The sequence below is a fragment of the Xanthomonas sp. NCPPB 3959 genome, assembly GCF_056675575.1.
Window position 1 is genome coordinate 78,155 of record NZ_JBWWVR010000003.1, and the last position, 17,981, is coordinate 96,135.

Below are 17,981 nucleotides of genomic sequence, written 5' to 3' on the forward strand. Positions count from 1 at the left end.
TTCCGAGGCTCCGTAGTGAAATCCTGCTACTGCTATCCTCTGGCGTCAATAGCGCAACTCATGCAGACCAGGCAGCAGAGAGTGCTTCTGCCTGCTGCAGCACTGTTCGCACCGCAGCATCCTGCAAATCGGGCGGATAGCCGTATTTGCGCAGGATGCGTTTCACCAGCACGCGCATGCGCGCACGCGCCGAATCGCGGCGCGCCCAATCCACCGAAGCGCTGCCCTTGAGGCTCACCAGCAGCTCGTGTGCGATGACCTTGAGTGCATCGTCGCCCATCACCTGCACTGCAGAATCATTCTCTGCCAACGCATCGTAGAACGCGACTTCATCCTCGCTCAATCCCTGCTCTTCGCCACGCGCACGTGCCGCGCGGATGTCCTTGGCGATGCAGATCAGTTCCTGCAAGACTTCGGCGGTGGTGATGGCATTGGCGTGGTAGCGCGCAATCGCGTCTTCCAGCCGTTCCGAAAACGCCTTGGTCTCCACAATATTGCGCTTGCTGCGCGAACGGATGCCGTCGTTGATGAGTTTGCGCAGCGCTTCCAATGCCAGGTTCTTCTTGTCCATCCGCTGCACTTCGGCAAGAAATTCGTCGGACAGGATGGAAATGTCCGGCGACTGGATGCCGGCGGCTTTGAGGATATCCACGATCTCGGTGGAGACCACCGCACGGCTCACGATCTGGCGGATGGCGAAATCGCGCTCCTGCGAGCTGATGCCTGAACCCGTGGCGCTTTTGACCAAGGCTTCGCGGATCGCCTGGAAGAAGCCCACCTCCTCGCGCACCGCGAGCGCCTCATCCGAGGCGGAGGCCAGCGCGTAGGCCGTGGACAAGGCCAGCACTGCGTCCTGGTAGCGGCGTTGCGCTGCCTTCTTGCCATCGTCGCTGCTTGCCGCGGCCACCCATTGCTGCTGCTGATCGAGGATCCACTCGATCGCACCGGCCATCATCGCCAAGCGCTGCTGCGGCGTGCCATTTAGTGCCGTGAGGTAATCAAAGCCGTGGTACATATCCCGCACGACTTCGTACTTCTCCCGCAGCATGGCGATCGCCTGCGCTTCGTCGATACCGGTGTTCTGCTTGTCCTGCGGCGAATACTGCGCCAGTGCGGATTTCAGGTTCTGCGCGATACCGATGTAGTCGACGATCAAGCCGGCCGGCTTGTCCCGAAACACGCGGTTGACCCGCGCGATAGCCTGCATCAGGCCATGCCCCTTCATCGGCTTGTCCACATACATGGTGTGCATGGAGGGCGCATCGAAGCCGGTCAGCCACATGTCGCGCACGATCACCAGCTTCAACGGGTCGGCCGGGTCCTTGGCGCGGCGCGCCAAGGCATCGCGCCGGGCCTTGTTGCCGATATGTGGCTGCCAGCGCGGCGGGTCGCTGGCCGCGCCGGTCATCACGATCTTGACCGCGCCCAGCGTGTCGTCGTCGCTGTGCCAGTGCGGGCGCAGCTTGACGATTTCGGTGTAGAGGTCAACGCAGATCTCGCGGCTCATGCACACCGCCATCGCCTTGCCATCCAGCGCAGCCACACGCTCTTCGAAGTGCGTCACCAGGTCCTGCACCACCAGGGCCAGCCGCTTCTGGCTGCCGACCAGCCGCTCCACTGCGGCTGCCCGCCCTTTCAGCTTTTCCTTTTCATCTGTGCCTTCCCCCTCGAACAGGGCCTCGACCTCTGCATCCAGATTAGGCTTTTCGTCTTCATCCAGTTCAATGCGCGCCAGCCGCGATTCGTAATAGATCGGGACAGTTGCACCATCTTCCACCGCGCGGCTGATGTCGTAGACATCGATGTAATGGCCGAACAGCGCGGGGGTATTTACGTCGGTCGCTTCGATGGGCGTGCCGGTGAAGCCGATGAACGAGGCATTGGGCAGCGCATCGCGCATGTATTTGGCAAAGCCATACGAGACCACGCCGGTCTTCGCGTCCAGTTTGGCTTTCAGGCCGTACTGGCTGCGGTGCGCTTCATCGGCAATGACCACCACGTTGCGGCGCGTGGTCAATGGCGCCTCCACTTCGCCGAACTTCTGCAAAGTGGTGAAGATGACGCCACCGCTGGCGCGGTCGAGCAGGCGCGCCAGATCCTCACGGCTGTCGGCCTGCACCGGTGTCTGCCGGAGCAGCGCCTTGCACATCGAAAACGTGCCGAACAACTGGTCGTCCAGGTCGTTGCGGTCGGTCAGCACCACCAGCGTCGGGTTGCGCATCGCCGGGTGCTGCACCAGCCGCCCGGCGTAGAAGGCCATCAGCAGGCTCTTGCCGCTGCCCTGCGTATGCCAGATCACCCCCGCCCTGCGGTCGCCTGCCGGCTGCGCTTTAACGCTGGCCAAGCCGTACTTGGCTGGATCTTCGGCAATTGCCGTGCGTGAGGCGCGAATCGTCGATTCCACCGCGTGGTTCACCGCGTGGAACTGGTGGTAACCGGCAATGATCTTGACCAGCCCGCCACCGGTTTCGCCAAAAGCGGTGAACCAGCGCAGCAGCTCAAGAAACCGCTGCGGCGCGAACACGCCTTCGATCAGCGTAGGCAGCTCCGGCTGTCCCTTGGGCAGCACCTGCCTGCCGTCGGTGGTGCGCCACGGCATGAAGCGCTCCAGATCGGCGGACAGCGAGCCGACCCGCGCGGCAATGCCATCGGAGGTAACCAGCACCGCATTGGTATGGAACAACGCGGGGATCTGCTGTTTGTAGGTCTGCAGCTGGTTGAATGCACCTACCAGGTTTGCACCTGCACTGCCGGGCGCTTTCAACTCGATCACCGCCAGCGGCAGGCCATTGACGAACAGCACTACGTCCGGCCGGCGTCTGGTCTGGCCGCTGATGACCACAAACTGTTGAACGGCCAGCCAGTCGTTATTCTCCGGGCGGTCGAAGTCGAGCAGCCAAACCTTGCCCGCTGTCAGCACACCATCGTCTGCGTAGTATTCGACATCCACGCCTTCGGTCAGCAGCGTGTGGATGCGGCGGTTTTCTTCCAGCAAGTTCGGCAATTCGTTTTGGGTGAGCTTGCGGATGGCGTCTTCCCTCGCCTCCGGCGGCAGCTGCGGGTTGAGCCGGGTGACGGCATCGGCCAATCGCTGGTGCAGCACCACGACATCATGGCTTTCGCGTTCCGGCGCGCTGCCGTCCGGGCCCGTTGTGTTGTCCGAGACGACGGAGTAGCCCAACCTGCGTAATTGTTCAAGCAGGGCTTGCTCGACTGCGGCTTCGGATAGAAAAGCCATTAGCTCTGCTCCTCATCGGAAAGTGGTTGTCGTACTGGAACGACTTTCCTTATGTGCTCCTCGATTGAGGTCGCATCCACTATTCGAATTCGTGCGTCAGCATTTTGCGCCAATGTTCCCATGTGCCTTTTGATGTCACCCAGCGCATCTGCGATCTTGGCAATGGATGGCTTCTCGACAACCCCAGGCAGCCCGGCATATGCCGAGATATCCAAAAGATATTTTTCAGCGTTTAGCTTCTTTTCCCCTGCAGCACGCCAGCTAACGTTGACGTAAAAAGGCTTGAGCCTTCTGCTGACCTTCGCATCTTTGGGACTGAACAGGTTGAACCCGATAGCAAAAGTAAAGCTGAACTTTTCACCTTGCCCAATCATGGTCAACGCCGGGCGCTCTTCGGCGTGCTTGAACAAAATGTGATAGTTCTCAAAATCGCCCGCCTCACGCTCAAACGAATAGCAGACATCCAGGGCTGGACCTGTGCCTACGTTGGAGAACGCAAGTTGCAGGGCTCCGTTGCCATCAGGGTGCGGCTCGAAATGGGCAATCACATGGGGCGAGCGCCCTGCCTTGCGTAGCGCACGGTTCTCACGCAGAAGTGCATAAGTGAAGCCGGTGTATATCAGGGTGGAAAACCCACCAACAGCGGTTCCAATCACTGCCCAATCCCATGCCATTAGTGCTCTCCTCGTTGTACATCCTGCTCCGCTACAAGAGCAGTAGCATCACGTGCGGCGTTCAGCGCTTCGATATAGGCACCACGATCAAGCTGGTAGAGCACACGACTGACGGAAACATTGAGGGGAAAGAAGTCATTGTCAGGCAAAATAACCCGAAACTCAGGATTGCCTTCATCGTCCGTTACCAACTCCAACCCGACATAAGCGTCAATTAAATTATTAAATTCCTCAAACCGCTCCCAAGGCTCGCGCGAATTGACCGGATCTCGCTGCGCCTCCAGGTAGGCTTGGTGCAGAAACATCACCAGTGCATCCGCTGACAGGACCGCCGAGCGGCGATGGTGGATGGACAGTTTGGCAAGAAATCCATCACGCCCATGACTGACCGGTCCAGATTCGTTTCGTAGATCACCCAATGCTGCTGTCAGTTTGTAGTGCTGCGAAACCAGCTTGAGAAATTTGCTGTTTTGATTTTCGCCAAGCTTAAGCACGCGCACAGCGGCACTGACCCACGCACCAAAATCAGGGGCCGAGACTTTTGGCTTGACAGGTTGAGTAGGCGAATCCAGTTCATCCACGATGATGCGGCAGAACACTTCAACGATTGATTTTGCGCAATCTATACACGCATCGTTGTCCTGATCTAGCGTGCGTTCCAGCGCATCGAAGGTTTGCTGCAACATCGGCGCTTCGCGCCAATACAAGCATGCTTCACGGATGCCTGGGCACCAATCCAGACTCACTTTGTTTTTTCCAGGAAGCACTTCACATCCTTCACCCGAAACTCACCCGAAATCAACTTAGGGAGCAGGATGTCGCGAAGTTGGGCAAGGGCTCTAGATTGCAAGGCATTGTTGATGATCTTCTCGAACAGCGGCGCGATGGTGCGGTCGAACTCATCCATCGCATCGGTGGGCGGCACGGCGACTCTAGCGCCGGCAAGGTGCTTGCGTTGAATATGGCCCATCGTGGTGGCTTTGCCTGCGGCGATGGCTCGGAAATCGGGCAAGTGTTCGCGTGTGGCAAAATAATAAAACCACTTGGGCACTTCTGTCGAAGTCACTTTGAACAGATGCTGGTTCAATGCTCCACGACCACCCGTCCACACTTCGACTTCCAGCGTACCTGACCATGAAAACAATACATCACCGTCTTGCACGATATATTCTGATTTGAGCCGAGCACTTGCTTTGTCTGCATTTTGCGCATTACCAGCTCGCAATTGCGCGATTTTTATGACGGGCAAGAACTCGACCTCACTCTCTGGTGGAAATTTCTGCGACGCCAGACCATTAAGGTAGTGAGCAATCGAGTCGAGTGAGGCAGCCCGCCACCCTTTAGGAATCAAGCCCAGTTCCGATTCCTGCATGTCATCTGGCGGCACGCCGTCGAAGTCCACGAACCAGGACTTGAACAGGGCGCGGGCTATCGCTTCCAGCGTCTGGTTCGAGCGTCGGTTTAGCTCTATTTTGTCATCGAGCGCGCCGAGGATGTTTGAAATCCTGCGCTGTTCTTCGAGGGAGAAACTCGGAATCGGCAGATCGCCGATCTCTTTCAGGTTGAAATTCGGCTGCGCTGATTGCGCCGCTGAATTTTTAATCCAGGAGCGACAGGCCGGCGATTGAATTGAATAGTGAATGAAGCGTGGATCAGCCTTAGATTGATCAGGAGTGATGATACCTACTGCTTGATTGGCATTTGCAGGAACATGCTCCGGTCGTACAATTGCTGTTTTTCCCAAATAGACGCCTGCCATCGAGAAGAGAACATTGCCTGCGCAAAGCTGAGATCTAGCGAGCGCGTCATGAGTTAGCTTATCGATGTATGCAAATTTATCTGTATCAATCGTGCCATCTGACGTGATCGATTCTGACTTGATGTAGTTGATCCCGACAGAGACAAAGCCCTCGCCTCTCGATGGAGTCGTTCCCTTCGTAATACGAGTGGTTAAATCCCGTAAAGGAACGTAGTAAATTTCATCCTTCATTGCCAAGCTTTTTTGCCCTTCTTTCACCACCACCTTGTCACGCTCAATGATCTTGCGAAACGACTCCACGGTCGTCGCCCAATCAACCACATCGACCTTCCACGGCAAATCCGATTCGGAAAAATCGTCAGCCAGCGCCGCACTCACCGCCAGCGACAAGGGCTGATCGGTGATGATGGCCAGGTCCAGGTCGGAATACTGCTTGGCCAGCCATTTGGCGCGCGAGCCAAAAGCCCATACTTCATATTGCGGCACATGCTTGCGCAGAATGTCGCGCACGATCTGCCAATGATCGGGCCGGATGTCGATATTGGGCGTGTCAGACATTGCGTGCTTCCAGCTTTTGCAACAAGTCGCGCGCATCGACGATGAAGTCCAGGGTGCCCTGGTACACCTTCTTCGCCTTTTCGTGGTCGTAGGTGTGCGCGGTAATGTTGCGCATCTGCCGATACTTGAACCAGGCCTCCACGTCGGCGATCAAGCCCTTTTCGGCAGCCACACGCAGCACTTCACGGAAGTTGGTTTCATCCACCTCCTCCGGGCTGGCGGATTCGGCCTCGATCTGGCGCTTGAGCATCTTGATGCCGATTTCATAGACGAACTCGAAATTCTGGATGACGCCTGCCACCAGCGTGTTTTTCACCTGTTTCGATTGCTGGTCGAACCAGGCGCTGTCGCTGACCACGCCCAGGCTGTCTTCCAGCGAAGACACCGCATCGCGCAGTGCTGTGAGGTCGAGTTTCTCGTTCATCATGTCTCTCCTGTCAGAAGCCCAGGTGCTTCAGATTCATCTCGATCGCTGCGTCAAGCTTCACCGCTTCCTGCTGCTGCTCCCGCCACAGCGTTGCCAGGCGCTGCATCTTCTGCGCAAACGGTTCGCCATCATCCTCTTGCGCCGCTGCGCCGACATAGCGGCCCGGCGTGAGTACATGGCCGTGCTTGCGCACCTCATCGAGCGGGGCGGACTTGCAGAACCCGGCGATATCAGCGTAGTCGCCTGCATCCTGCTCGCCACGCCATGCGTGATAGGTCGCCGCGATCCTGGCCACCTCGGCATCGCTCAATTCGCGCCGGGTGCGGTCAACCAGTGTGCCCATGTTGCGAGCGTCGATGAACAGGATTTCGCCACGGCGGTCGCGTAGCTTGCTCTGTAGCACCAGTCCGTTGCTGCGGTCCTTGGCCAGAATCCACAGGCAGGCCGGAATCTGCGTGGAATAGAACAGCTGCCCAGGCAGGGCGACCATGCAATCGACCACGCCGGCTTCGATCATCGCCTTACGGATGTCGCCTTCGCCGCTTTGCTGGCTGCTCATCGAGCCATTCGCCAGGACAACGCCGGCAAAGCCGTGCGGGCTGAGGTGATGGACGATGTGCTGCAACCAGGCGTAGTTGGCATTGCCCACCGGTGGTGGCCCGAACGCCCAACGCACGTCATCACGCAGCCGTTCGCCGCCCCAGTCGGAAATGTTGAACGGTGGGTTGGCCAGGATGAAGTCAGCTTTCAGGTCGCGCAGTTCGTCCTTGTGAAAGCTGCCCTCGTTGTTCCAGCGGATGTCGCTATCGATGCCGCGCACGGCGAGGTTCATCTTGCACAGGCGCCAGGTCGTGTAATTGCTTTCCTGCCCATAGATGGCGATGTCGCCAATGCGCCCGCCGTGCTCGTTGACGAACTTTTCGCTCTGCACGAACATACCGCCGCTGCCGCAGCAGGGGTCGTAGATGCGGCCCTTGTAAGGCTCGATCATCTCCACCAGGGTGTGCACCACGCTGCGCGGTGTGTAGAACTCGCCGCCGCGCTTGCCTTCGGCGCCGGCGAACTGGCCGAGAAAATATTCATACACGCGGCCCAGCACGTCTTTGGACTTGGCGCCCTTGTCGTTGAGCGCAATACCAGAAATCAGGTCGATCAGTTCGCCCAGCATCACCTTGTTGAGCGCGGGGCGCGCGTAGTCCTTGGGCAGCACGCCTTTCAGCGATTCGTTGTCCTTCTCGATGGCGCGCAAGGCGTCATCGATCAGCGTGCCGATGCTCGATTGCTTGGCGTTTGCCTGCAGGTGCGACCAACGCGCCTGCTTGGGAACCCAGAAAATATTCTCGGCGAGGTACTCGTCCTTGTCCTCTGCAGCCTGTGGATCTTCGGCCAGCAATGCCGCGTGCCGGGCTTCGAAGGCATCCGAGATGTACTTGAGGAAGATCAGGCCGAGCACAACGTGCTTGTAGTCGCTGGGCTCCATGTTGCCGCGCAGCTTGTCGGCGGTTTTCCAGAGCTTGTCGGCGTAGTCGAGTTCGGACACAGATTCCTTCTTGAGAGTTGCAGCCGCAGGTTTGGCCCGTGCCGGCTTGGGCTCGGGTGCAACATTGGGCGCAGCTGGCATTTGTATCGCCGCCGTCAAGGCAACCGATCCACCTCGCCCCCGACCAGCGCGGATGCGGCCGTCGTCGATCAGTTGCTGCTTGATGCGTTGGTAGGTGCTGTCCTGCCAGCCCAGTTCCTCACGCAGACGTTGATTGCCCGCGCTGCCGCCAAGCGAAGCCAACGCGGCGATGAAGCGCTCGATCTTTTGTTCGGTAGATGTCACTTTTTCTTCCTCTGGCTTCAGGCGGGCCAGTAAAGCCGCTTCAGCGGCACAATGCGTTTTGTTTCGGCGTCGGTAGCCGCATAGTGCTCGATCAGCGCGCGCACCACATGGTCCAGCGTCCACAGCGCCAGTGGAATGGACGCGCGATCTGCTTCGTACTGCGCATCCTTGCTGAAGCCGCCGGTGCTGACATACAAACCGCGATCATCCTTGTGGCGCCCACCAAGAAAGCTGCGAATGTCCTGACTGCCCATCTGCCCCTTACGATGCTTGACCTCCACGACAATACGTGGATGTTCGAAGCCAAACCCGTCGGGCGATGCAACGATGTCTTTCCCACGGTCCGAGCCGGGAGGCGAGATCTGGGTCTTGTAGCCCATCGCTCGCAGAATGCCGGCCACAAGTTGTTGCATGTCATTCCAGCCAAGCTCGCTGACCAGATCCTTGATGCGCTCGAGCGCCTGGGACTCGATACCTGCGAGAGGGTCGGCAACGGCTTCGTCAAGCGCTTCTTCGATCTCCTGTACCGGCTTACCTTTGAGCACTGCCAATATCTCGTCGGCGGCACTGGGCGGCACCTCAAACAATGTCAGTGTGGAGCCAAGGCTATTCTTGGTTGAGATACCCAGGTGATCGCGGGGAAGCTCCTGCTGCAGCCATTGCACCTTCCGCGCAAGTGCTATGCCTGATTCGGCCGACTCGGGGAGGTACTCCGCCTGCCCCGCCACAGTGCCAACTGCGTAAAGGCGATTCGCTGGCGAGTAAGTAATGACCCAATCGTCTTGCTGAATTTCATTTACGAAACGCCATACCTGAGAGGCTCCGGAAATGACGGTACCAGGTCTGGCCAATGGCTCAGCAGCCTGATAAATGGCGATCAATTGCTTGCGATCAACACCTGGCTTGGCCTCAGCCGCGAGCTGAGTCCAACCTACTGCAACCACGCCTTGCTCGCGAAATGCTTCGTACAAGCTCCCGCCCTCACCGCGCACCATCCACATCCGTGCCATCACGACCTTCTTCTTAAATTCAAAATTTTCTATACATTCTTCGTCGCAAGACCTTAGCACCAGTCGTCTTCACGCTGATGCCTCACTGCGAGCGCAAGCACCGTCTGCTTGTCTTGGACTTCGAACAACAGCGCATAGCCACTTGGGCCGAAGCCAATCACCAGTTCACGCTGGAAAGGGTCGCCTTGGCGAACTTTACGACAGCTCAGCGGTGCCACTTCAAGCACGGCGATGCCATCACCAATGAACTGCAAAGCGCGCTCGGCCACAGCGAAATCGGCTCCAGCCCGCTGCAACAGGTCGTCGTAGAGCCGCGCAAGATCATCACGCGCCGCCTCGGTAAAACGGACGTTGAAACGCACCCTGGATCAGCCCTTGCGTGTTTTGTCTAGCTGGGACTGCAAGCCGGTCATCACATCTTTGGTGTCGATGTAGCGGCCGGACGCCTTGGCGCTGTCACGTGACGCCAACCCGCGTGCGATAAAGGCCTCTTGCTGCTGACGCTGCTGCACCTGGGCGCGCACAGATTGCTCGACGAAGCTGGAAAGCGTCTCACCCTCCTGCAACACGGCTTCGGCCGCTTCGCGCAGTGCCGGGTCCACCCGGAGCGATGGAAGAGATGCGGATTTCATGGCAGGCCCAGTGCGTTGCAATTGCGATGCATCATCGCAAGCGGGCCGCGGTGCTTCAAGGTTTTCTTTGCAGACTTAAAGCCGACGATGTCGCAGCTACTCTGATGCAATGGTACGTAGGCGCTGAAGCACGACGCTTGCGCGCTCCGGTTCGGCTGCATCGCGCGCGCGAAGCCCTGCGACTCCACACGCGCCTCGATACCGCGGAACCGGGACCAATCAAGATTGACCACCGCATCGACGTCATAGGTGGCGCGGACGCTTTCAGCCAATGGATCGGATACCAGCAGGCCAACAACTGCTCCGCCGAGGAAGACTACGTGTTCGCGAAGCTCGCCCAATGCATTCGCAATCACAAGTAGGTGCGGTAGTTAGGATCATCAGACCGCATTGCCAAGCCCCAGCAACTGCCTGAGATAGCGCGCCGCCAGCGTGCGCTCGCGGGCGCGCCCGCTGCGCAGGGCGTCCTGCAGCGCCAGCAGTTGGTGCAAGGCAGGGTCGGCCAGCGCAGCGTTGGGCACACCGGCCGACAACGGCGACAAGCTGGGGCCTTTGGCCGTGCCCTGCGCGCTTGGCCACACCGGTACATCCCCTGGGGAGCTGGAAATGGCAATGGACAGTGGGGGCACGCCGAAGGCCGTAGGAATGCCACGCCTTAGCGGCCCGATGACGGCAGGAAAGGCGTAACGCACGCCGTGGACCGCAAACTCGTGCAGCGCCGTGCGCACCGTCTCCCACTCGCCGCGACTTTTTTCCAGCGCCAAGCCGGAGGCCACCGCGCGCTTGACGCTGCGATGCACCTGAGAAGGGCTCATGCCCAGCGCTTCTCCAAGGGAGGCATAGGTCCAGGCCTGGCCCGGTTGGGCGACCTGCTTGTACAGCACCACCAGATCCTGCGGCTTCAGTTCCACAGCCAAGCCCGCCTTATTCCATATTCCGGAATATGGAATATTCGGCGAACAAGCTGTTTTTGCAAGCAGTCTTTGCTGCACGCTCTGACCTAGATGAGGTCTATCGCTCAACGGCAGAAGCCGGACACGCTCAACCAATTCCCCGCAGCGCTGCCCGAAGCGCCTCCCCCGCCAGCCGTGCACTCGCCAACAGACGCTCCAGGCTCTGCCCATGCCGGGCGCTGGCGGACAGCCCGGCCATGGTGGTGCTGACGAAATCCGCCAGCCGGTCTGCGTCGTGCGGGCACTGCTTGGCGATGTGGGAACGGATCAACTCCTGGGCTGCGACATGAAAGCCGCAGGCCGCCTCGCGCGCCTGCGCGTCGTTGCTGCGCGTGCCTTCCAGCACCAGGCAACCGGTGGCGGCGGGGTCTGCGGCGTAGCAGCGGGCGGCCTGCTCCAGTACGTCGGCCAGCGCGTCGGCCAGCGGGCGGTTGGCGTCCAGAATCTGCGGCAGCGGGATGGCACCGGTCTGCGCGTAGCGGTCGAGGATGCGCGCATACAGGCCGGCCTTACTGCCGAAGGCGGCGTAGAAACTGGGCGGGTTGATGCCCAGCGCCTTGGTGAGGTCGGCCACGCTCAGTGCGTCGTAGCCGCGCGCATGAAACAGCTGCTGCGCAGTGGCGACCGCTTGGTCCGGGTCGAACGCACGCGGCCGCCCGCGGGCCCGAGAGATTTCTGTAGTCATTGTTACAAAATCCTTGACGGCAGACGAAATATATTATGTATTACTCGCTACATTAATTGCGAGGTGGATGCATGTCAGCGTTCAAAGACAAGTCGGTGTTGGTGCTTGGTGGCAGCCGGGGGATTGGGGCCGCCATCGTGCGGCGCTTCGTGGCCGAGGGCGCGCGGGTGACGTTTACCTACGCCGGTTCTGCCGAGGCGGCGCAGCGCCTGGCCGGTGACACCGGCAGCACCGCGGTGTTGGCCGACAGCGCCGACCGCGATGCGGTCATCGCCACGGTGCGACGCAGCGGGCCGCTGGATGTGCTGGTGGTCAACTCCGGCATCGCCTTGTTCGGCGACGCCCTGGACCAGGATCCGGACGCGGTGGACCGGCTGTTCCGCATCAACGTGCACGCGCCCTACCACGCCGCCGTGGAGGCCGCGCGGCAGATGCCGCCCGGCGGGCGGATCATCGTGATCGGCTCGGTCAACGGCGACCGCATGCCGCTGCCCGGCATGGCGTCCTACGCGCTGAGCAAATCCGCGCTGCAAGGGCTGGCGCGCGGGCTGGCCCGCGACTTCGGGCCGCGTGGCATCACCATCAACGTGGTGCAACCGGGCCCGATCGATACCGACGCCAACCCGGAAAACGGGCCGATGAAAGACCTGATGCACAGCTTCATGGCGATCAAACGCCACGGCCGCGCCGACGAAGTGGCCGGCATGGTGGCCTGGCTGGCTGGCTCGGAAGCGAGCTTTGTCACCGGCGCGATGCATACGATCGATGGTGCGTTTGGAGCATGACGCGGCGGCGTCTGCATTGGCTACGGCGATGAGGGACTGCGGACATCACGGCCCCGCAAAGCCCGCCTCACGTTGCGAGCGAACGGCCAGCACAAACACCGTGTCGATCTGCGCGACATGGCAATACAGCGCAAGATAGCCGTGCGCGCCGCGACCGATCACCAGTTCGCGCTTGTCGCCGCCAGCCGGCCGGCCGATCAGCGGATTGGTTTCCAGCACATCGATTGCCGCAATGATCTCGTGCAGGCGTGCTGCGACATGTGCGGTCTCATGGCGCTGGAGGTGGTCGAAGATCCGCTCAAGATCCTGTGCAACCTCCGGTGCCAGCTCGATACGCACCATGCTACCGGGCTAGTTTGCGGGCCGTGGGACGCTTTGCCGGCTCGCCGGCCATGCGCTTTTCCAGATAGCCACGCATGTCGTCCCAGGCGATGGTTTTGCCGGACGCGACAATGCCGGCATAACGCTGCTCGGCAACCGCATCGAAATCGGCACGACGCTCGACCGATTCCGCCTTTTCGGCGATCGCTTCCAGGATGAAACTATGTGCCGTCGTGCCGCCCCGCTTCGCGGCTGCAGCAACGCGCATCTTGAGTTCGTCTGGAAGACGGATGGTTGTGGTGCTCATGAAATCCTCGAGCTTGTGCATTTCGTACGCGCGAATGTAGCACAGCTGTGTCACAGCACCTTGCATCTACACCGCATGCCGGTTGCCGGCCCGCTCGAAAGCGACCGCGTCCGGGCGGGCGCCTACGCGCCTCCCCCAGGGCGGACCGGGGCACTGCACTGACAGCGTGGAGCACCTAAAGCACTGCAACCAGGCGTGCGAGTCAGGGTCTGCTCACCCCCTTCTGCTTTTGCAAGCACGCCTCGCTCCCCACCTCCCGGTGACTGCCGGCGCGGCAAGGAAAAGCCCGGCAAGGCCGGGCCGTTTCCTGTGCTGCGATGACTGCAACGCTCAGCGTTTGCGCTGTTTCAACCACGCCTTGATCTGCGGCAATGACGCCGCCCGCAGCGTTACCCGCGTCTGGATCGTGTTGATGGCGTTGTCTGCGGCCTGCCGCGAGGTCGGTGCGATGTACTGGTCGGCATAGGCCTTGATCCTGTCGGCGGTGGCAAGCTCTGCCGAGTCAATGCCCAGGCCGGGGTAGTAGCGGGCACGCGAAGTGGAGTCCACCAGGGTGTCCACCTGCGTGCGATGCGCCACGGCGAAATCGAAGGCAAGCTCCGGATGCTGGGAGGCGACCCGGTCGATCATGCTCGCACCGGTCGTGGCGCCCGGTTCCGGTGTCAACGCCAGTGCCAGCGCGCGCTTGGCCAGCGCCTCGTCGTTGGGCATAGAGAGGAAATCGTAATAGGTGTCGCGCACCATCGACGAGGTTTCCTGCTTGGCCAAGGCATGCAAGGCGTCCCAGGTGGCGGTGTCGGCATTGCGCGCAACCGCACCCAGCACGCTGTCGCGCAGTTCCGGCGACAGCGATGCGGGGTTGGCCCGGAAGGCGGCAAAACGCTGGCGCGCCTCGGCAATCACCTGCGCGTCTTGCATGTCGCTGAGGGCGGCGATCATGCGCGTCCGCAGCTGCTGGATCTGCGCCGAGTCGCCCTCGCGGTTGTCCCAGCCCAGCGTTGCGAATTCGGCCGACAGCCGCGGCACGGCATAGGCACGCCATGCGGCGCGCGCAGCCGGGTCGCGCTCGAAGCTGCCATCCACGCCATCGTAGATGCTGGCGACCATGTCCCAGACATCGGGCGATGCGCCGACCGCCACCTGGGCGGTGAGGTTCAGCACGTCGGCCTCTGCCTGTACGCCCGCGCCGGCCAGTGCGTTGGTGTCGTTCAACACGCCCAACTGGTCCACCACCGGCAGCGTTCCAAAGCTGTCGGTCAGCGCCTTGAACTGCGCGGGCGCATACAAGGTGCGGAAGTAGCCCTTTTGCCCGGCATTGACCACCACCGGTGCGTCGCAGCCCGGCACCTGCACCTGGGCAGTGCCGTCCACCAACACGCGCACCGGCGTGCCATCGCCGCTGCGCAGGACGACCGGCACATGCCAGCGCAACGGCTGCTTGTCGGGGCGGTCCAGCGTGAACTCGCCCTGTTCCAGCGTCACCGTGGCCTGGCCGCCGACGCAGCGGCTGCTGGCCTTGATCAACGGCACGCCCGGCTGCAGGGTGAAGTCGTGCGCCACCTGGGTGAATTGCTTGCCCGGGGCCACCGCGTCGATCTGCTGCCACAACTGGTCGGTCACCGCATTGCCGTACTGGTGCTGCTTGATGTAACTACGCACGCCGGCACGCCAGCGATCGGAGCCGACGTAGTCTTCCAGCATGGCAATCACCGCCTCGCCCTTCTCGTAGGTGATGGCGTCGAAGGCCTGGCTGGCCTGCTCCACGGTGGCCACGTGCTGCACCACCGGGTGGGTGGTCGCATACGCATCGCGCAGCATCGCCGCGCGGCTCTTCTGGGCCGGGCCGGTCTTGTCGATATCCCATTCCGGATGCACTTTTGCCGTGGTGCGCGCTTCCATCCAGTTGGCGAAGCCTTCGTTGAGCCACAGGTCGTCCCACCACGCCATGGTCAGCAGATTGCCGAACCACTGGTGCGCGATTTCGTGGGCAGCGATGGTGAAGACGCCCTGCTTGTCGGTGATGTTGGACACTGCCGGATCCAGCAACAACGAGTATTCGAAGGTAAAGATCGCACCCCAGTTTTCCATGGCGCTGAAGAACTGGCTGCGCCCGGGCGCGGCGATGTTGTCCAGCTTGGGCAGCGGGTACGGGACGCCGAAGTAGTCGTTGTACTCGTGCAACACGTCGCGGCCGGATTCCAGTGCGAATTGCGCCTGGCCCACCTTGCCCTTCTGCGCGATCACGCCGATCTCGGTGCCGTTGTCGGCGGTGACGGTGGCACGCTCGAAATCGCCCACGCTGACGAACAGCAGGTATGTGGACATCTTGGGCGAGGTCTGGAACGCGATGCGGGTGCGCCCGTTTGCGCCCGGCCGCGACGAGGCCACCGGCATGTTGCTCACCGCCATCTGCCCGGCCGGCGCATTGATCGCCAGGTCGAAGGTGGCCTTGAAGTTGGGCTCGTCCCAGGAAGGAATAAAGCGGCGCGCATCGGAGTTTTCGAACTGGGTGAACAACGCGTGGCGCGCACCTTGCGCGGTGGTGTAATCCAGCGCGAACAAGCCGTTGGCCTGCGTGTTGATCACGCCGCTGTAGTCGATGGACAGCACGTACTCACCCACTGCCAGCGGCTTGTCGAATGCGAACGTGGCGGTCTGCGCCTCGGCATCGGTGCTGACCGTGGCCGTTTGCGGCTTGCCGCCTTTTTGCATAAGCGTGCCGCGCGCGAAGCTCAAGTTGGCCGCCTGCAACACGATGCGGTCGGTGGGCTGCAGCACGCTGATGTTGATGGCGACCTTGCCGTCGAACGTCATCTTGTCGGCGTGCGGAGTGATCTCCACTGCGTAATGCGTGGGCTTGGCCGTGCGCGGCAACTGGGTGGTGATGGACGAGGCATCGGCGCTCGTCGGCACGGGCGCAGCTGCGAAGACAGAGGCTGACGGACTTGTACCGACCAGGGCCAATGCGATGGCGGTCACCAGGGGAAGACGCACGGGAAATTCTCGATGGGGGCGAAGTAGACACGCAACGGCGCCAGGCCGCGGATGATCCGCCGGAACAGTGCACGCAGGCACCGCCAAAAGTCATGCCAAATCTCAGTAATCCTCAAACGCCAACGGCCCGGACAAGCCGGGCCGTTGGACGATGCCGCGATTGGCGTCAGCCGATCAGGCAAACGGATCCTGCAGCACCATCGTGTGGTCACGATCCGGGCCGGTGGAAACGATGCTGATCGGGCAGCCGGCCAGTTCTTCCAGCGCGCGCAGGTAGGCACGGGCGGCGACGGGCAGCTTGTCCCACTCGGTGATGCCGTGGGTGTTCTCGGTCCAGCCCGGGAACTCCAGGTACACGGGGGTGCACTCTTCCCAACCCTGCGCGTCCAGCGGTGCATATTCGGTGCGCTTGCCGCGGTATTCGTAGGCGATGCAGACCTTGAGCTTTTCCATGCCGTCGAGCACGTCGAGCTTGGTGATGCACAGGCCGGAGATGCCGTTGATGGCCACCGCCCGCTTGAGCGCAACGATGTCCATCCAGCCGCAGCGACGCGGGCGGCCGGTGGAGGCGCCGTATTCGGCACCGCGGTCGCGGATGCCCTGGCCCACTGCGTCGTCCAGCTCGGTCGGGAATGGGCCGCCGCCCACGCGCGTGGCGTAGGCCTTGGCGATGCCGAGCACGTAGTCGATCGCGTCAGCGCCCACGCCGGTGCCGGCCAGTGCGCCGCCCACGGTGGTGTTGGAGCTGGTGACGTACGGGTAGGTGCCGTGGTCGATATCCAGCAACGCGCCCTGCGCGCCTTCGAACAGCACGCGTTTGCCCTGCTTGCGCAGGTCGTGCAGGATGCCGGCCACATCGGACTTCATCGGCTGCACGTACTCGCCGAAGGCCAGCGCCTCGTCGAAGGTCTTCTGGAAATCCACCGCTTCCACGCCCAGGTACTTGGTCAGCACGAAGTTGTGGTAATCCAGCGCGGTGCGCAGCAGTTCTTCCAGCTGCGGCGGGTAATGCAGGTCGGCGATGCGGATACCGCGGCGAGCGACCTTGTCTTCGTACGCCGGGCCGATACCGCGGCCGGTGGTGCCGATGGCCTTGCCGCCGGCGGCCTTCTCACGGGCCTGATCCAGCGCGATGTGGTACGGCATGATCAACGGCGCGGCCGGGGAGATCTTCAGGCGCGAACGCACTTCCACACCGGCCGATTCCAGCTCGCCGATTTCCTTGATCAGCGCGGCCGGGGAGATCACCACGCCATTGCCGATCAGGCACAGCGCGTCGTCGCGCAGGATACCGGAGGGGATCAGATGCAAGACGGTCTTCTTGCCGTTGATGACCAGGGTGTGGCCGGCGTTATGGCCGCCCTGGAAGCGGACGACCGCACCGATTTCTTCGGTGAGCAGATCGACGATCTTGCCTTTGCCTTCATCGCCCCACTGGGCACCGAGCACGACAACTGACTGACCCATGACGGGTGAACTCCTGAGTTTTGCTGCGGCCATCGGGGCCGCGGGATGGGACCGGTTCAAGGCTGGCGGCGACACCTGGCGCGCAGCTCCATCGGGGAGCGTTGCAATGGCGCGAAAGCCCTGACACGGAAAAAGCCGAACGGAGTGCTCTGGTTGGAGCGTGCCCGGCCGGCTTTTGTGCATTATCCGGGTTTCGGGTGGCAGGCACTACCCCTTGGGGGAGGCCGCTCCGGGATTGGTCAGATTGGGGCGCGCTGCGCGGCCGCCGAGTACTTCAAACTCGCTGAGAGCCCCAGCGGACCATCCCTGCTGGTGGGCTGCAATCCGCTGTTCCTGTTGCCGATCG

16 protein-coding genes and 1 pseudogene are annotated in these 17,981 nt (G+C 61.5%); 1 reads left to right on the plus strand and 16 read right to left on the minus strand.

What is annotated here, in order from left to right; translation table 11 throughout:
* Nucleotides 1–58: 58 nt before the first annotated feature.
* The 12 genes and pseudogenes from AC1KVG_RS04850 to AC1KVG_RS04905 all read right to left on the minus strand — a co-directional run bounded on the left by AC1KVG_RS04850 (nt 59) and on the right by AC1KVG_RS04905 (nt 11,761).
* The gene (locus tag AC1KVG_RS04850; protein WP_481093672.1) at nt 59–3,238 is read right to left on the minus strand and encodes a type I restriction endonuclease subunit R; all 3,180 of its coding nucleotides are present in this window, start codon (nt 3,236–3,238) and stop codon (nt 59–61) included.
* Entirely contained in the window at nt 3,238–3,912 is a 675-nt protein-coding gene (locus AC1KVG_RS04855) for a hypothetical protein (protein WP_481093673.1), read from the minus strand. Before AC1KVG_RS04855 ends, AC1KVG_RS04850 begins: the two co-directional genes overlap by 1 nt.
* On the minus strand, nt 3,912–4,658 hold the full coding sequence (locus tag AC1KVG_RS04860; protein WP_481093674.1) for an abortive infection family protein: 747 nt from the start codon (nt 4,656–4,658) through the stop codon (nt 3,912–3,914). The genes AC1KVG_RS04855 and AC1KVG_RS04860 overlap by 1 nt, the downstream gene beginning before the upstream one ends.
* Complete coding sequence (locus tag AC1KVG_RS04865) at nt 4,655–6,229, minus strand: restriction endonuclease subunit S (protein ID WP_481093675.1); 1,575 nt, start codon at nt 6,227–6,229, stop codon at nt 4,655–4,657. The genes AC1KVG_RS04860 and AC1KVG_RS04865 overlap by 4 nt, the downstream gene beginning before the upstream one ends.
* A complete protein-coding gene (locus tag AC1KVG_RS04870; protein WP_228434274.1) occupies nt 6,222–6,653 on the minus strand; it encodes a nucleotidyltransferase substrate binding protein in 432 nt (143 codons plus the stop codon). The genes AC1KVG_RS04865 and AC1KVG_RS04870 overlap by 8 nt, the downstream gene beginning before the upstream one ends.
* Before the next feature lie 13 nt (nt 6,654–6,666).
* Nucleotides 6,667–8,481 (minus strand): class I SAM-dependent DNA methyltransferase, encoded by a 1,815-nt coding sequence (locus tag AC1KVG_RS04875; protein WP_481093676.1) that lies wholly within the window; start codon nt 8,479–8,481, stop codon nt 6,667–6,669.
* A 17-nt stretch (nt 8,482–8,498) separates the two neighbouring features.
* A complete protein-coding gene (locus tag AC1KVG_RS04880) occupies nt 8,499–9,491 on the minus strand; it encodes a restriction endonuclease (protein ID WP_481093677.1) in 993 nt (330 codons plus the stop codon).
* Between the two features lie 53 nt (nt 9,492–9,544).
* Nucleotides 9,545–9,853 (minus strand): type II toxin-antitoxin system RelE/ParE family toxin, encoded by a 309-nt coding sequence (locus AC1KVG_RS04885; RefSeq protein ID WP_481093678.1) that lies wholly within the window; start codon nt 9,851–9,853, stop codon nt 9,545–9,547.
* Between the two features lie 6 nt (nt 9,854–9,859).
* Nucleotides 9,860–10,123, minus strand: coding sequence for a YlcI/YnfO family protein (locus tag AC1KVG_RS04890; RefSeq protein WP_481093679.1), 264 nt, complete (start codon nt 10,121–10,123; stop codon nt 9,860–9,862).
* 155 nt (nt 10,124–10,278) lie between these two features.
* Nucleotides 10,279–10,514 (minus strand): annotated as a pseudogene (locus tag AC1KVG_RS04895) (hypothetical protein); the annotation flags it as partial.
* Nucleotides 10,504–11,034: a MarR family transcriptional regulator gene (locus AC1KVG_RS04900; protein ID WP_481093770.1), complete on the minus strand. Its 531-nt coding sequence runs from the start codon at nt 11,032–11,034 to the stop codon at nt 10,504–10,506. The gene AC1KVG_RS04900 and the pseudogene AC1KVG_RS04895, both read right to left, overlap by 11 nt.
* Before the next feature lie 130 nt (nt 11,035–11,164).
* The gene (locus AC1KVG_RS04905) at nt 11,165–11,761 is read right to left on the minus strand and encodes a TetR/AcrR family transcriptional regulator (RefSeq protein ID WP_481093680.1); all 597 of its coding nucleotides are present in this window, start codon (nt 11,759–11,761) and stop codon (nt 11,165–11,167) included.
* A gap of 71 nt (nt 11,762–11,832) precedes the next feature.
* Here AC1KVG_RS04905 and bdcA point away from each other — a divergent pair, with 71 nt between their 5' ends.
* Entirely contained in the window at nt 11,833–12,546 is a 714-nt protein-coding gene (bdcA, locus tag AC1KVG_RS04910; RefSeq protein ID WP_481093681.1) for an SDR family oxidoreductase, read from the plus strand.
* Between the two features lie 45 nt (nt 12,547–12,591).
* Here the strand turns inward: bdcA and AC1KVG_RS04915 are convergent, their stop codons facing one another.
* The 4 genes from AC1KVG_RS04915 to AC1KVG_RS04930 all read right to left on the minus strand — a co-directional run bounded on the left by AC1KVG_RS04915 (nt 12,592) and on the right by AC1KVG_RS04930 (nt 17,635).
* Entirely contained in the window at nt 12,592–12,888 is a 297-nt protein-coding gene (locus tag AC1KVG_RS04915; protein WP_481093682.1) for a type II toxin-antitoxin system RelE/ParE family toxin, read from the minus strand.
* A gap of 1 nt (nt 12,889) precedes the next feature.
* Entirely contained in the window at nt 12,890–13,174 is a 285-nt protein-coding gene (locus tag AC1KVG_RS04920; protein WP_104627855.1) for a CopG family transcriptional regulator, read from the minus strand.
* A 330-nt stretch (nt 13,175–13,504) separates the two neighbouring features.
* Nucleotides 13,505–16,168 carry a M1 family metallopeptidase gene (locus AC1KVG_RS04925; RefSeq protein ID WP_481093683.1) on the minus strand — a complete coding sequence of 888 codons (2,664 nt, stop codon included), beginning with the start codon at nt 16,166–16,168 and terminating at the stop codon, nt 13,505–13,507.
* 174 nt (nt 16,169–16,342) lie between these two features.
* On the minus strand, nt 16,343–17,635 hold the full coding sequence (locus tag AC1KVG_RS04930; protein ID WP_023902982.1) for an adenylosuccinate synthase: 1,293 nt from the start codon (nt 17,633–17,635) through the stop codon (nt 16,343–16,345).
* Nucleotides 17,636–17,981 lie beyond the last annotated feature (346 nt).

Excerpts from the sequence above, each read along its gene's own strand:
- AC1KVG_RS04890 (WP_481093679.1), bottom strand. The coding sequence starts at position 10,123 with ATGAAATCCGCATCTCTTCCATCGCTCCGGGTGGACCCGGCACTGCGC.
- AC1KVG_RS04870 (WP_228434274.1), bottom strand. The coding sequence starts at position 6,653 with ATGAACGAGAAACTCGACCTCACAGCACTGCGCGATGCGGTGTCTTCG.
- AC1KVG_RS04930 (WP_023902982.1), bottom strand. The coding sequence starts at position 17,635 with ATGGGTCAGTCAGTTGTCGTGCTCGGTGCCCAGTGGGGCGATGAAGGC.
- AC1KVG_RS04880 (WP_481093677.1), bottom strand. The coding sequence starts at position 9,491 with ATGGCACGGATGTGGATGGTGCGCGGTGAGGGCGGGAGCTTGTACGAA.
- AC1KVG_RS04855 (WP_481093673.1), bottom strand. The coding sequence starts at position 3,912 with ATGGCATGGGATTGGGCAGTGATTGGAACCGCTGTTGGTGGGTTTTCC.
- AC1KVG_RS04905 (WP_481093680.1), bottom strand. The coding sequence starts at position 11,761 with ATGACTACAGAAATCTCTCGGGCCCGCGGGCGGCCGCGTGCGTTCGAC.
- AC1KVG_RS04850 (WP_481093672.1), bottom strand. The coding sequence starts at position 3,238 with ATGGCTTTTCTATCCGAAGCCGCAGTCGAGCAAGCCCTGCTTGAACAA.
- bdcA (WP_481093681.1), top strand. The coding sequence starts at position 11,833 with ATGTCAGCGTTCAAAGACAAGTCGGTGTTGGTGCTTGGTGGCAGCCGG.
- AC1KVG_RS04920 (WP_104627855.1), bottom strand. The coding sequence starts at position 13,174 with ATGAGCACCACAACCATCCGTCTTCCAGACGAACTCAAGATGCGCGTT.
- AC1KVG_RS04915 (WP_481093682.1), bottom strand. The coding sequence starts at position 12,888 with ATGGTGCGTATCGAGCTGGCACCGGAGGTTGCACAGGATCTTGAGCGG.
- AC1KVG_RS04865 (WP_481093675.1), bottom strand. The coding sequence starts at position 6,229 with ATGTCTGACACGCCCAATATCGACATCCGGCCCGATCATTGGCAGATC.